Raw genomic sequence first — 12,818 nt, forward strand, 5'->3', positions numbered from 1 at the left:
GACATGAGCGCGACCGCGAAGAAGACCGCGCCGATGCCCGACGACATCCGCGCCCGCAAGGGTGGCGTGCCGCTGGTCAGCCTGACCGCCTACACGACGCCGATGGCGCAGGTCATGGACCCGCATTGCGATTTCGTGCTGGTGGGCGACAGCGTGGGGATGGTGCTGCATGGCCTGCCCTCGACCCTCGGCGTCACGATGGAGATGATGATCCTGCACGGGCAGGCGGTGGCGCGCGGGCTGAACCGGGCGATGATGGTCGTCGACATGCCCTTCGGCAGTTACGAGGAAAGCCCGCAGCAGGCCTTTCGCAACGCCGCACGGATCATGGCACAGACAGGCGCGGGCGCGGTCAAGCTGGAAGGCGGCGTGACGATGGCTGAGACAATCGGGTTTCTCGTCAAGCGCGGGGTGCCTGTCATGGCCCATGTCGGCCTGACGCCGCAGTCGATCAACACGCTCGGCGGCTACAAGGTGCAGGGGCGCGGCGCGGCGGCAGCGGCGCTGATGGCGGATGCGCGGGCCGTAGCCGATGCGGGGGCCTTTGCCGTGGTGCTGGAAAAGGTGCCGGCCTCGCTGGCCGACACGGTGACGGCAGCGGTGCCGATCCCGACCATCGGCATCGGCGCAAGCGCCGGATGCGACGGGCAGATCCTGGTCGTCGATGACATGCTGGGGCTGTTCACTGCCTTCAAGGCGAAATTCGTCAAACGTTATGCCACGCTGGGCGCAGATGCCGGGTCGGCTGTCGCCGCCTATGCCGAGGACGTCCGCGCCCGCCGCTTTCCCGGACCCGAGCACGTGTTTGGCGACGCCGCACCAGAGGGCAAGGCATGACCGCGCCCATCATCCGCACCGTCTCCGGGCTGCGCGCCATGACGGACGCCTGGCGCCGGGCGGGAGAGACAATCGGGGCCGTGCCGACAATGGGCGCGCTGCATGACGGGCATCTGAGCCTTGTTCAGGCGGCCAAGAACGCCTGCGACCGGGTGATCGTGACGATCTTCGTCAACCCTCGCCAGTTCAACAGCCCCGAGGATTACGCGAACTATCCCCGGACCGAACATGATGACGCCGAGAAGCTCGAGCGCTTCGCCGTCGACGCGATCTTCGTGCCCGACGGGGATCAGATGTACCCGGCGGGGTTCGCCACGACTGTCTCTGTCGCCGGGCTGACCGATGTCCTTTGTGGCGCGCACCGGCCCGGGCATTTCGACGGCGTGGCGACGGTGGTGACGAAGCTGCTGCTGCAGACCGCCTGTGACAAGGCGTTCTTCGGCGAGAAGGACTGGCAGCAGTTGCAGGTGGTGCGGCGGCTGGTGGCCGATCTGAACCTGCCCTGCGAGATCGTTGGTTGTCCGACGATTCGCGAGATGGACGGCCTTGCTATGTCCTCGCGCAACCTGCTGCTGTCGGATCGCGCGCGGGCGCGGGCAGCGGCGCTGCACGAGGCGATGGAAGAGGTGGCCGAGGGCTTGCGCGCAGGTCGCACGATGGCCGAGTTGCGCCTTAAGGCCGAGGCGCGGCTGGAGGCAGCGGGGTTCACATCGGTCGACTATCTCGACCTGCGCGCCCATGACGACCTGTCGGCGCTGGAACGCCCCGAGCGTCCGGCACGGTTGCTGGCCGCCGCGTGGCTGGCCGGAGTGCGGCTGATCGACAATATCGGGGTGTGACGTTGGCCGGCGCTGTTTGCCTGCGGCAAAGGCGCCCCGCCCACCGTCCCTTGTCGCGCTACGGCAGGAGCAGGGCTTGCAGGCTTCGGGCCATGACCTGCGCGCTGTCCAGCATGTCGCGGACCGAGACCCATTCGTCGGGCTTGTGCGCCAGTTCGAGGATGCCCGGCCCGTAGGCGATGCAGTTCTTCAGCTTGCCGATCCGGTCGATATGCTTCTGGTCGTAGCTGCCGGGCGAGGCGATGTAGGCAGGATCGCGGCCCAGCACATCGCGGATCGCCTGGTGCACGGTGGTCACGACGGGCGCGTCCTGCGGGGTCTGCGACGGGTCGATGCGGTTCAGGTCGCGAATCGCGTAGTCGAAATTCGGGCGGCGGGCCTTCAGGTCGTCGAGCAAGGCGATGACCTCGGCCCGGACATCGTCATACTGTTCCTCGATCAGGATGCGGCGGTCGATGATCATGCGGCAACTGTCGGGCACGCAGGGGGCGGGCAGGCCGGTGTAGCCGGGTTCCTCGGATTCGCCGCCATGCACCGAGTTCAGGTTCAGCGTGGCGTGGCGGGCGCCTTCGGGGGTGACGGGCATCTGCGTCACGCGAGCGGCGAGCGCCGGGAACAGGTGCCGTTCGAACGTGTCAATCACCGCGCCCATGTGGCGGATGGCGCAATCGCCGAGGAAGGGCATCGATCCATGGGCGATCTCGCCCCTGGTCTCGATTTCGGCCCACCAGCCGCCGCGATGGCCGATGCAGATGCGGTCCTTGTTCAGCGGCTCGGGGATGATGACGTGCTGGACCCTTTGGGGCGAGAAGTAGCCGCGTTCGGCCAGCCAGGCGACGCCGCCATAGCCGCCCGATTCCTCGTCCGCGGTGCCGCTGATCTCGATGGCGCCGGCGAAGTCGGGATGTTCGACGATGAAGGCCTCGGCGGCGATGATGGAGGCGGCCAACCCGCCCTTCATGTCGCAGGCGCCGCGGCCATAGATGCGGTCGCCCTCCAGTGTGGCGGCGAAGGGATCGCGGGTCCAGCCGTGGCCGACCTCGACCACGTCGGTATGCGAGTTGAAATGCACGCAGTCGCCGGGGCGCGTGCCCTCTCGCCGGGCGACGAGGTTCCAGCGCGGGTGACGGTCGCTGTCGCCCGGCGCGCCCTCGGCCCGCAGCAATTCGCAGGCGAAGCCGTGGGCCGAGAGGCGGCGAGACAGGTAATCGCATATCTCGCGATAAAACGCGCCAGGCGGGTTGAGTGTCGGGATGCGGATCAGGTCCTGTGTCAGCGCGATCAGGTCGTCGCGGCTGTCCTCGATCCGGTCTGCCAGTGTGTCGCGCATGATCCGCCCTCCTGCCCGCACTGTTCCCGTTGGTGCGGACCGGTGCAAGGGGTGGCGCGCGGACGGGCCTCAGGGCAGGCGCAGCAGCGGGCCTTCGCCCAGCGGGATCGGGCCCAGCATCACGCGCCCCTCGTCGAACCGGAGCGTCACGTCCAGCGCCTGCCCGTTGCCGGTCAGTCGGGAATAGAGCGCCAGCCCCTCCTCGATCGCGTCGGCCAGCGCCTGCGGCAATTGTCCGCCCTCGCGCGCCTGGTCCAGCAGGCTGCGCCAGTTCTCGGCGCGCAGCATGAGCTCACCGTCGCCGCGCCCCGCCGCGTCCACCGTCAGGGTTCCGGCCAGTTTCAGCAGCACGGCATCGACCTGGTACTGCATCAGCCGCAGGTCGATCGCGGTCGGCTGCGGGCGCTGCGCCGCCGCCTCGGCCAGCCGCCAGGGCCGGTCGAAGCGGATCTCGGCCTGCACGTCCAGGCCGTCGGCGGCGCCTTGCGACGGTCCGGGCCTGTCCTGCCCGGCCACGGCGTCGGCGGACAGGCCGATCCGATAGGTGTCGGGCAGGCCGGGCACGGTCGACAGGGCCGCGGTGACGCCGGCCAGCGCCACCGACCGTTCGGGTCCGGCCAGGTTCAGCACCACCGCCTCGGCATTGGCGCGCGCGATGATGCCGTCCTCTTCGACGATGCTGGCGCGCAGGCCTTCGGCCTCGATGAGCGTCTGGCCAAGCGTCATCGTCTCGGGAAAGGCGACGATGTGATGGCCGGGCTTGTAGACCAGCCGCAGCGATTGCAGGAAGGGCGCCTGCCAGCGGAAACCGCTTTCGGGATCCACCAGGCGCGGCTCTGTCAGCGTCACGTCGACCCGGTTGGGAAAGCCACGCACCGACAGGTCGGCATATTCCGCCGTCCAGCCCTCGGCGCGGCGGTCTGCGAACCAGCCGTCGACGGCAGAGCGGGTCTGCTGCGCCTGGAGGAACCACCACCCGGCCCAGATCGCGGCTACGGCGACCACCAAAAGCGTCAGACGTTTCATGCCAATCCCCTTCAATCCGGCCCCACGCCGTGTTTTAAGCGCCATCGGCAACAAGGACCAGAGACATGGCAGACGCGCAGGCGCCCCTATGGGTCTTCGGATACGGTTCGCTTCTGTGGAACCCGGGTTTTCCGGTGGCCGAGCGCCGCCACGCCCGGCTGGAGGGGTATTCCCGCAGTTTCTGCATGCGCTCGATCCACCATCGCGGCACGGTCGAGGAACCGGGGTTGGTGCTGGCGCTGGATTCCTGCCCTGGCGCCGCCTGCGACGGGCTGGCCCTGCGGGCCGAGCCGGGCACCGAGGCGGACACGCTGGCCTACCTGCGCGACCGCGAGCTGATCTCGTCGGCCTATGTCGAGCGGGTGCTGCCGGTAGCACTCCACGAGGGCGGCACGGTGGTAGCGGTGGCCTACGTGATCGACGCCCATCACGGCCAGTATTGCGGTGGTCTGCCTCTGGAAGACCAGGCCCGGATCATCGCCCGCGCCGTGGGCGGGCGGGGGCCGAATACCGAATACCTATTCAACACCGCCGCGCACCTGGCCGAACTGGGCATTCCGGATGCAGACCTTGATTGGCTGGTGCACCGGGTGCGGGCCCTGTGCGGATAACCGCTTGGCTTGACGGCGCAAAGCCCGTAGCGTCTGGCCAGTAGAACAAAGCGTGTCAGGTGTCCCGATGGACAAGCCGGACCTAGAGGCCGAGCTGCAATTTTCCCAACCCGTCCGCCAGGTCACCCTGATGCTGGTGGTTCTTCTCCTGTCGGGCTTTGGCGCCTTTCTGGCGCTACCACGCGTCTTGCCCGTATTCGAGTCGAACCCCTACCTGAACGGCTTCATCCTGCTGGTCTTCGTGGTGGGCGTGCTGGCGACATTCTGGCAGGTGGCGCAGCTGATCGTCTCGGTGCGCTGGATCGAACGGTTCGGCAGGAACCGCGATGCGGGCGGGGCCACGACGGCGCAGCCGCCGGCGATCCTGGCACCTCTGGCGACGCTGCTGCGGCGGCGTGACCGGCGCACGCAGATCACCACCACCTCGACGCGTTCGATCCTCGACTCGGTGGCGACCCGGATCGACGAGGCGCGCGAGATCACCCGCTACATCGTCTCGCTGCTGATCTTCCTGGGCCTGCTTGGCACGTTCTATGGTCTCGCAACCACGGTTCCCGCGCTGGTCGACACGATCCGTAGCCTGGCTCCGTCAGAGGGCGAAAGCGGGATCGTTGTCTTCTCGCGCCTGATGACCGGGCTCGAAAGCCAGCTGGACGGGATGGGCACGGCTTTTGCCTCTTCGCTGCTGGGTCTTGCCTGTTCGCTGGTGGTGGGCCTGCTGGAACTGTTCGCGGGTCACGGGCAGAACCGCTTTTACCGCGAGCTTGAGGAGTGGCTGTCATCGATCACGCGGATCGGCTTTTCCTCTGACAGCGAAGGGCCGGACCTGGGCGCTGCGGGCATCGTGCTCGACCGGATGGCCGAGCAGATGGCGCAGCTGGAATACCTGTTCCAGCAATCCGAGGCCGGGCGATCCGAGGTCGACAGCCGGCTGGGCCAGCTGGCCGACAGTCTCGAACGGATGACCGAGCGGATCGAGGCAACCGCGCCTTCGGCGGCGTCGATGGCGCGGATCGCCGACGGCCAGGACCGCCTGGCCGACGCCATCCGTGAAAAAGAAAGCGCCGAGGGGCTGGACGCCGAAAGCCGGATGCGCCTGCGCTCGATCGACGTGCAGATGCTGCGCATCCTCGAGGAACTGGCGGCGGGGCGGCAGGAAAGCATGGCCGAGTTGCGGACCGAGATTTCCGCCATGACCCGCGCCCTGCAGCAGATCGTCCGGCTGGCCGGAGGCGGTCAGCCGCAACAACCGCGCCGCACCGGCGGCGGGGAATAAGCCATGCCCCTGTCGCGCCGCACCGGATCGCGCCTTCAGGCGAATATCTGGCCCGGCTTCGTGGACGCGATGACCGGGCTTCTGCTGGTGCTGACCTTCGTCCTGTCGATCTTCATGATCGTGCAATTCGTCCTGCGCGAGACGATCTCGGGGCAGGAGGACGAGTTGAACACCCTGAGCGCCGAAATCGCCGCACTGGCGCAGGCGCTGGGCGTGCAGGAGCGGCGCAATACCGACCTGACCAACCAGCTGGGCGAGCTGGAATCGACCCTTTCGGACCGCGACACGCGACTGGCCGAGCAGGCCAGCATCATCGACACGCTGACTGCCACCCGCGACCGGCAGGCCGAAGAGCTGGCAGCGGCCAGCGCCCGGATCGCCTCGTTCGAGGATCAGGTCGCGGTGCTGCTGGCCGAACGCGACGCGGCGCGCGGCACGGTGGCCGAGTTGCGCGCCAGCGAGGCCGAGTTGCAGGCCGCCCGCGATGCGCTGGTGTCGGAACGCGACGCGCTGAACCTCGCGCTGGCGCAGGCCCGGACCGAGATCGACGCCCAGACCGAAGAAGCCCGCCTGGCCGCTGCCCGGCGCGAGGCGATGGAGGCCCTGATCGCCGACCTGCGGTCACAGAGCGAGGGCCAGCAGGCGCAGTTGGCCGATCTGCAGGCCCGTGTGGCCGACCTGGACACGGCGCTGAGCGAGGAAGAACAGCGCCGCCTGACCGAGGCCGCCGCCGCGGAGGCGCTGCGCAAGCGGCTGGAGAGTGCCGATGCCGAGCTGACCGCGATGACCATGGCGCTGGAACGGGAGCGCGCCCGCGCCGAAGAGACGCTGACCCTGCTGGCCGCCGCGCGCCAGGCCGAGGACGATCTGAACGCCCGGCTCGCCGCGGCGCTGGTCGCCGGGCAGGAGGCCGACGGCCGCCTTGCCGCGCTGCAGGCCGACCTGACCGACGCCCGACAGGCGCGGCGTGACGCCGAGGCGGCGCTGGCGGAGCGCGACGCCGCGCGGGCCGAGGCCGAGTCGCAGCTGTCGGAGCTGGCGGGACGGTTGGCCAACGCGCTGGCGCGGCTGGCGGAATCCGAGGCGCTGGACAAGGAAATGGCGGCGCTGCGCGCGTCCAATGCCGCGCTGCTGTCGGACCTGTCGGCAGCGCAGGGGCAGGCGGCCGAGGCCGCCGCGGCCCGTGATGCCGCCCGCGACACGGCGCAGTCGGCCGAGGTCGATCTCGCCGCCGCGCGCGCCGCGGCCGAGGCGGCCCGGGCCGAGGTCGAGAGCCTCACCGCGCGCGTGGCCGAATTGCAGGGCGGCAACGCGCAGGTCGCGGAACTGCAGGCAGACCTTCAGGCTGCTTCGCAGCGGATCGCCGAGCGCGATGCGAGGATCGCGGCGCTGCGCGATGCGCTGGCCGAGGCCGAGGCGCGGGCAACGAGCCAGGCCGACGATCGTCGTAGCCTGGAGGAACGCCTCGCCGCCGCGCTGGCCGCGCGCATGGCCGCCGAGACCAGCGTCGAGGAAACCCGCGACCGGCTGGCGGCGGCCATCGCCGAGCGAGAAGCGGCGCGATCCGAGGCCGCCGCGCGCCTGTCCGAGGCCGAACAGCGGCAGGCCCTGCTGGCCCAGGCGCAGGCGGAACTGGCGCAAACGACGGAACGCGGCAGCGCCGCGCAGAGACAGGCGGAATTGCTGAACCAGCAGGTCGCGCAACTGCGCAATCAGTTGTCGGAACTGCAGGCCATTCTCGGCGAGGCGCAGCAGCGCGACGAGGCCAGCCAGGTGCAGCTGCAGAACCTCGGTTCGGAACTCAACGCCGCGCTGGCCCGTGCGGCTGCGGAGGAGCGCCGCCGCCGCATCGCCGAAGAGGAACAGCGCAAGCTGGAAGAAGAGCGGGCCCGGCGTCTGGAGGCCGAAAAGCAGGATCTCGAACGCTATCGCTCGGAGTTTTTCGGCCGGCTGCGCGATGTGCTGGGCAATACCGAGGGCGTGCGGATCGAGGGGGACCGGTTCGTGTTCTCCTCGGAGGTGCTTTTCGCGCCGGGATCGGCCGACCTGTCCCCGGCGGGCGAGGCCGAGATCGCCAAGGTCGCAAGCATCCTGCAGCGGGTCTCGGACGACATCCCGCCGGAGATCGACTGGATCATCCGGGTCGATGGCCATACGGACGACATCCCGATCCGCCCCGGGGCGGAATTCGCGGACAATTGGGAATTGAGCCAGGCGCGGGCGCTGTCCGTGGTGCGCTACATGATCGATTTCCTGGGCCTCCCGCCGCAGCGGCTGGCGGCGAACGGCTTTGGCCAGTACCAGCCAGTGAACCCGGCGGACACGGCCGAGGCGCGCGCGCAGAACCGGCGGATCGAGCTGAAGCTGACCGAGCGCTGACGGCGGATCGGCGCTGTTTCGCGCGGGACGCGCGAAAGGCGCCCCGCCCGCCGTCCCGTGCGACGATGATCCGGCCGTCGTTGCAGGTGGAGATCGGGCCGGGGCTCTGCCCCGTCGCGCGTGCCGCGCGACTCCCCGGAGATTTCCGGGCAAGATGAAGGATCAGGTGAACCGATTGTCACGCGGGAAGCCGCGCGGTGCCATGCGGCCGGCGCTCGCGCGTTTCGCGATCCATTCCTCGAGATCGGTCTGGGTGCGGGTGCGTCCCGCCGGGTCGAGCCAGGTCAGCCCTTCGGAGAGGCTGAAGATGCGGGCGTCTGACAGCCCGCCATCCTTGTATTTCTGGAGTCGCACGCCCTTGCCCCGGCCCATTTCCGGCAATTCGTCCAGCGCGAAGACCAGCACCTTTCGGTTTTCGCCCACCACCGCGACATGGTCGCCATCGACCGGCGTGCAGACCCGGGCGCGAACGTCGTCGCGCATGTTCAGCACCTGCTTGCCAGCGCGGGTCTGGGCCAGGACCTCTTCCTCGGGAACGATGAAGCCGTCGCCAGCGGTTGAGGCAACCAGCAGCTTGCCGCCCGGCCGGTGGATGAACAGGTCGACGATCTCGGCCTCGTTGGGCAGGTCGACCATCAGGCGCAGCGGCTCTCCCATGCCGCGCCCGCCGGGCAACTGGCTGGCCTGGAGCGTGTAGAACCGTCCGTTCGACCCGAAGACCAGCAGCTTGTCCGTGGTTTCGGCATGGAAGATAAAGCGCGGGGCGTCACCGTCCTTGAACTTCAGCTCGCGGGTCAGGTCGATATGGCCGGTCATGGCGCGGATCCAGCCCATCTGCGAGCAGACCACGGTGATCGGCTCGCGCTCGATCATCGCCTCGATCGGCACCTCCTCGGCCTCGGCGGCTTCGGCAAAGGCGGTGCGGCGGGCGCCGCCGCCCTGTTCCTTGCCGAAGCGCTTGCGCACGTCGCGCAGTTCCTCGGCGATGCGCTTCCACTGCAGGCTCTCGTTTTCCAGCAGGTCCTCGAGCGCCGCGCGTTCCGCCATCAGCGAATCGCGCTCGTTCACCAGTTCGAGTTCCTCGAGCCGGCGCAAGCTGCGCAGGCGCATGTTGAGGATCGCCTCGGCCTGCACGTCCGACAGGCCCTCGGACCGACCGGCGAAACGGCGCGGGATCTGCGCCGGACCGCCATCGTCGGCCAGCACGCCGCGCGCCTCGGCCTCGGGGTCGTCGCGCAGGTCCAGCGACTTGACGTCGATGCCTGCCAGGGGCGAGACATAGTCGCGTTCCGACGTGGCGCGACGGATGCCGGCCTGGTGCGGGCGCGACCAGTCCTCGTACATCAACCCGGCCTTGGGATCTTCGTCATAGCGGATGATGTCGATCACGCGGTCGAGGTTGAGGAAGGCGACGATCAGCCCCTCGAGCACCTCGAGCCGGTTGTCGATCTTGGCCATCCGGTGTTTCGCGCGGCGGATCAGCACGTCGCGCCGGAAGTCGAGGAAGGCGCGCAGGACCTCTTTCAGCGAGCAGACCTTGGGCGTCACGCCGTCGATCAGCACGTTCATGTTCAGCGAGAACCGGATTTCCAGGTCGGAGTTCCGGAACAGCATGTTCATCAGGACATCCGGGTCCACGTTCTTCGACTTGGGTTCGAGGATCATGCGGATGTCGTCGGCGGATTCGTCGCGCACGTCGGCGAGGATCGGCACCTTCTTGGTCTGGATCAGCTCGGCGATGCGTTCGACCAGCTTGGATTTCTGCACCTGGTAGGGGATCTCGGTCACGACGATCTGCCAGGTACCGCGTCCCTGGTCCTCGACCTCCCACTTTGCGCGCAGCCGGATCGAGCCGCGCCCGGTCGCATAGGCCTCGGCGATGCTGTCGCGGGGTTCCACGATGACGCCGCCGGTGGGGAAGTCGGGACCGGGCACGTGTTGCAACAGCGTCTCGTCACCGGCACCGGGCGACTTGATGAGATGCAGGCAGGCGTCGATCAGCTCGCCGATATTGTGCGGCGGGATGTTGGTTGCCATGCCCACCGCGATGCCGCTGGACCCGTTGGCCAGCAGGTTCGGGTAAGAGGCGGGCAGCACGACCGGCTCCATCAACCGACCGTCGTAGTTCGGGCGGAAATCGACGGCGTTCTCGTCCAGCCCGTCGAGCAGAGCCTCGGACATGATCGTCATCCGCGCCTCGGTGTAGCGCGAGGCCGCCGGGTTGTCGCCGTCGATATTGCCGAAGTTGCCCTGGCCGTCGACCAGCGGATAGCGGATGGTGAAATCCTGCGCCAGGCGGGCCATCGCGTCATAGATCGCGGCGTCGCCATGCGGGTGGAAATCGCCCATCGTGTCGCCGCTGATCTTGGCCGATTTCAGGAAACCGCCGGTCGAGGACAGCCGCAGCCGCCGCATCGCGTAAAGGATTCGCCGATGCACCGGCTTCAGCCCGTCGCGCGCATCGGGCAGCGCGCGGTGCATGATCGTGCTCAGGGCATAGGTCAGATAGCGTTCGCCAATGGCCCGCCGCAGCGGTTCCGCCATGTGTCGAGGGTTGATGTTGGGGTCAAACGTATCGTCAGCCATAGATGCTGTGATAGCGATGCGGTGCGGCACGGTAAAGCGCGGTTGCGGGGAATCTACCGGGAATTTCCGCTACGACCGGCAGAGGGAATCTGCTAAACCTCGGCATGTCCTGCGGAATTGATCGCGGGGATACGTGCCGTGCCTGCCGGGGGGATTTCGATGAAGACGATGATTGGCATGACGTTTCTGGTGTTGGGCTGGGCATGGTTCGAGCTGTCTGGCGGGGCCGATTTCGAGGCCGGCGACCGGGGCGTCACCATCGTCGCGCGATATCAGCCAGACGCACGGATGCCTGCATCGGAACAGGAGGCACGCCCTGCCGTGGCGCGGGCCGAGACCGATCTGGGCCTGACCCCGACCGCGCCGCAACCGCGCATCCGCGTGGTCGAGGCGCCGGTTCTGGCGCCCAAGGTGTCCGCGGCCTCGCCGCAGGCGGGGGCCGACAAGCTGGCCGACGTAGCGCAGATCGCCGCCAGCCTCGACGACGCCGAGTCGGGGGTTGTGCTGGGCGGGCTGGGCGGCGACATGTCGGATTTTGGCCGTCCGGTTGGCGTAGACGCGGCGGTGCGCGACGCGCTGGGCGGTCCCGATTATCGCGTCGTCACGGGCGCCCGCGTCAACCTGCGGGACGGGCCCGGCACCGGCTTTGCCGTCGTGACCACCCTGTCACGCGGGCAGGAGGTCGAGGTTGTGCAGGATACGGGCGACGGCTGGGTGGAACTGCGCGCACTGGAGGGTGGATTCGTCGGCTGGATGGCCGATTCCTTCCTGGTCGCCGCGAACTGAACGCCATCCCTTCCCCTTGATCCGTCGGCGTCGTAAAGCCGCGCCATGACGGACCGCAGCATACTCATCACCGGATGTTCCTCGGGAATCGGCGCGGATGCGGCGCAGGTGCTGCGCGCGCGCGGCTGGCGCGTCTTTGCCGCCTGCCGGCAGGAGTCTGACTGTGTCCGCCTGCGCGCCGAGGGGTTCGACTCGCCCCGGCTTGACTATACCGACCCGGACAGTATCGGCGCGGCGCTGGAGCAGGTGCTGGAGTCCACCGGCGGACGGCTGGACGCACTGTTCAACAACGGCGCCCATGCGACGCCCGGCGCGGTCGAGGATCTGCCCGTGGACGCGCTGCGCGCGATCTTCGAATCGAATGTCTTTGGCTGGCACGACCTGACCTGCCGGGTGATCCCGGTCATGCGGGCGCAGGGGGCGGGCCGGATCGTCAATCACTCCTCGGTTCTGGGGCTGGTTACGATGCCTTGGCGCGGTGCCTACAACGCGACCAAGTTCGCCATCGAGGGGCTTACCGACACGCTGCGGATCGAGTTGCGCGACACGCCGATCCACGTCGTCACGCTGAACACCGGGCCGGTCACGTCGAAGATCCGGGTCAACTCGATCCCGCATTTCGAGCGCTGGGTGGACTGGCGTGCGTCGGCCCGCCGCGAGCAATACGAATCCCGCCTGCTGAAGCGGCTATACGAGGATCGCGGCCCGGACACGTTCGAACTGCCGCCCTCGGCGGTGTCGCGCAAGCTGATCCACGCGCTGGAACATACGCGCCCGAAACCGCGCTACTACATCACCACGCCCACCTACCTGATGGGGGCGGCGCGACGGCTGTTGCCGACGCGCGGGCTGGACTGGCTGCTGGCCAAGGGCGGCTGAGACGCATTGCGCCTTCGCTTTTCCCGGCCGGGGGTCTATGTCTCGCCCCAATCACAGGAGGGATCATGACCAAGGACCCGCTTTTCATCGTCGTCGCCGTCGCCATGCTTCTGGTGGTGGGCGTGCTGCTGTTCGGCATCGGCAGTTTCGCCAAGGGTGGCGAGTTCAACAAGAAATACGCCAACAAGGCCATGCAACTGCGGATCGCCGCGCAATTCGTCGCGATCCTGCTGATCCTTCTTTTCGTCTGGATTCGCCGGGGGGCATGA

Annotated in this window: 11 protein-coding genes; 8 read left to right on the forward strand and 3 right to left on the reverse strand. The window is 68.4% G+C overall.

Translation table 11 applies throughout. The features are described from left to right. Positions 1–3 precede the first annotated feature (3 nt). On the forward strand, positions 4–837 hold the full coding sequence (gene panB, locus KB874_RS06695) for a 3-methyl-2-oxobutanoate hydroxymethyltransferase (RefSeq protein ID WP_212535773.1): 834 nt from the start codon (positions 4–6) through the stop codon (positions 835–837). After that, complete coding sequence (panC, locus tag KB874_RS06700; protein WP_212535774.1) at positions 834–1,676, forward strand: pantoate--beta-alanine ligase; 843 nt, start codon at positions 834–836, stop codon at positions 1,674–1,676. Before panB ends, panC begins: the two co-directional genes overlap by 4 nt. Before the next feature lie 58 nt (positions 1,677–1,734). Here the strand turns inward: panC and KB874_RS06705 are convergent, their stop codons facing one another. Beyond that, a complete protein-coding gene (locus KB874_RS06705; RefSeq protein ID WP_212535775.1) occupies positions 1,735–3,006 on the reverse strand; it encodes an acetylornithine deacetylase/succinyl-diaminopimelate desuccinylase family protein in 1,272 nt (423 codons plus the stop codon). Between the two features lie 69 nt (positions 3,007–3,075). Further along, entirely contained in the window at positions 3,076–4,032 is a 957-nt protein-coding gene (locus tag KB874_RS06710; protein WP_212535776.1) for a DUF2125 domain-containing protein, read from the reverse strand. Positions 4,033–4,097: 65 nt separating this feature from the next. On the opposite strand from KB874_RS06710, the gene KB874_RS06715 reads away from it, so the two are divergent. The 3 genes from KB874_RS06715 to KB874_RS06725 all read left to right on the forward strand — a co-directional run bounded on the left by KB874_RS06715 (position 4,098) and on the right by KB874_RS06725 (position 8,298). Beyond that, the gene (locus KB874_RS06715; RefSeq protein WP_212535777.1) at positions 4,098–4,643 is read left to right on the forward strand and encodes a gamma-glutamylcyclotransferase; all 546 of its coding nucleotides are present in this window, start codon (positions 4,098–4,100) and stop codon (positions 4,641–4,643) included. Between the two features lie 67 nt (positions 4,644–4,710). Beyond that, positions 4,711–5,919, forward strand: coding sequence for a biopolymer transporter ExbB (locus tag KB874_RS06720; protein ID WP_212535778.1), 1,209 nt, complete (start codon positions 4,711–4,713; stop codon positions 5,917–5,919). Positions 5,920–5,922: 3 nt separating this feature from the next. Then, the gene (locus KB874_RS06725) at positions 5,923–8,298 is read left to right on the forward strand and encodes a peptidoglycan -binding protein (RefSeq protein WP_212535779.1); all 2,376 of its coding nucleotides are present in this window, start codon (positions 5,923–5,925) and stop codon (positions 8,296–8,298) included. 162 nt (positions 8,299–8,460) lie between these two features. On the opposite strand, the gene KB874_RS06730 is transcribed toward KB874_RS06725, so the two are convergent. Further along, on the reverse strand, positions 8,461–10,884 hold the full coding sequence (locus KB874_RS06730) for a DNA topoisomerase IV subunit A (RefSeq protein ID WP_212535780.1): 2,424 nt from the start codon (positions 10,882–10,884) through the stop codon (positions 8,461–8,463). A gap of 159 nt (positions 10,885–11,043) precedes the next feature. On the opposite strand from KB874_RS06730, the gene KB874_RS06735 reads away from it, so the two are divergent. From KB874_RS06735 to KB874_RS06745, 3 genes are all read left to right on the forward strand, one after another. Continuing rightward, positions 11,044–11,670 carry an SH3 domain-containing protein gene (locus tag KB874_RS06735; protein WP_212535781.1) on the forward strand — a complete coding sequence of 209 codons (627 nt, stop codon included), beginning with the start codon at positions 11,044–11,046 and terminating at the stop codon, positions 11,668–11,670. A gap of 45 nt (positions 11,671–11,715) precedes the next feature. Further along, positions 11,716–12,549 carry an SDR family NAD(P)-dependent oxidoreductase gene (locus tag KB874_RS06740; protein WP_212535782.1) on the forward strand — a complete coding sequence of 278 codons (834 nt, stop codon included), beginning with the start codon at positions 11,716–11,718 and terminating at the stop codon, positions 12,547–12,549. Between the two features lie 65 nt (positions 12,550–12,614). Next, complete coding sequence (locus KB874_RS06745) at positions 12,615–12,818, forward strand: twin transmembrane helix small protein (protein WP_212535783.1); 204 nt, start codon at positions 12,615–12,617, stop codon at positions 12,816–12,818.

Origin of the sequence: Thetidibacter halocola, assembly GCF_018224955.1 — a bacterium.
GTDB lineage: Bacteria > Pseudomonadota > Alphaproteobacteria > Rhodobacterales > Rhodobacteraceae > Thetidibacter > Thetidibacter halocola.

Coding starts and splice junctions, on each gene's coding strand:
- panB (WP_212535773.1), top strand. CDS start 4: ATGAGCGCGACCGCGAAGAAGACCGCGCCGATGCCCGACGACATCCGC.
- panC (WP_212535774.1), top strand. CDS start 834: ATGACCGCGCCCATCATCCGCACCGTCTCCGGGCTGCGCGCCATGACG.
- KB874_RS06705 (WP_212535775.1), bottom strand. CDS start 3,006: ATGCGCGACACACTGGCAGACCGGATCGAGGACAGCCGCGACGACCTG.
- KB874_RS06710 (WP_212535776.1), bottom strand. CDS start 4,032: ATGAAACGTCTGACGCTTTTGGTGGTCGCCGTAGCCGCGATCTGGGCC.
- KB874_RS06715 (WP_212535777.1), top strand. CDS start 4,098: ATGGCAGACGCGCAGGCGCCCCTATGGGTCTTCGGATACGGTTCGCTT.
- KB874_RS06720 (WP_212535778.1), top strand. CDS start 4,711: ATGGACAAGCCGGACCTAGAGGCCGAGCTGCAATTTTCCCAACCCGTC.
- KB874_RS06725 (WP_212535779.1), top strand. CDS start 5,923: ATGCCCCTGTCGCGCCGCACCGGATCGCGCCTTCAGGCGAATATCTGG.
- KB874_RS06730 (WP_212535780.1), bottom strand. CDS start 10,884: ATGGCTGACGATACGTTTGACCCCAACATCAACCCTCGACACATGGCG.
- KB874_RS06735 (WP_212535781.1), top strand. CDS start 11,044: ATGAAGACGATGATTGGCATGACGTTTCTGGTGTTGGGCTGGGCATGG.
- KB874_RS06740 (WP_212535782.1), top strand. CDS start 11,716: ATGACGGACCGCAGCATACTCATCACCGGATGTTCCTCGGGAATCGGC.
- KB874_RS06745 (WP_212535783.1), top strand. CDS start 12,615: ATGACCAAGGACCCGCTTTTCATCGTCGTCGCCGTCGCCATGCTTCTG.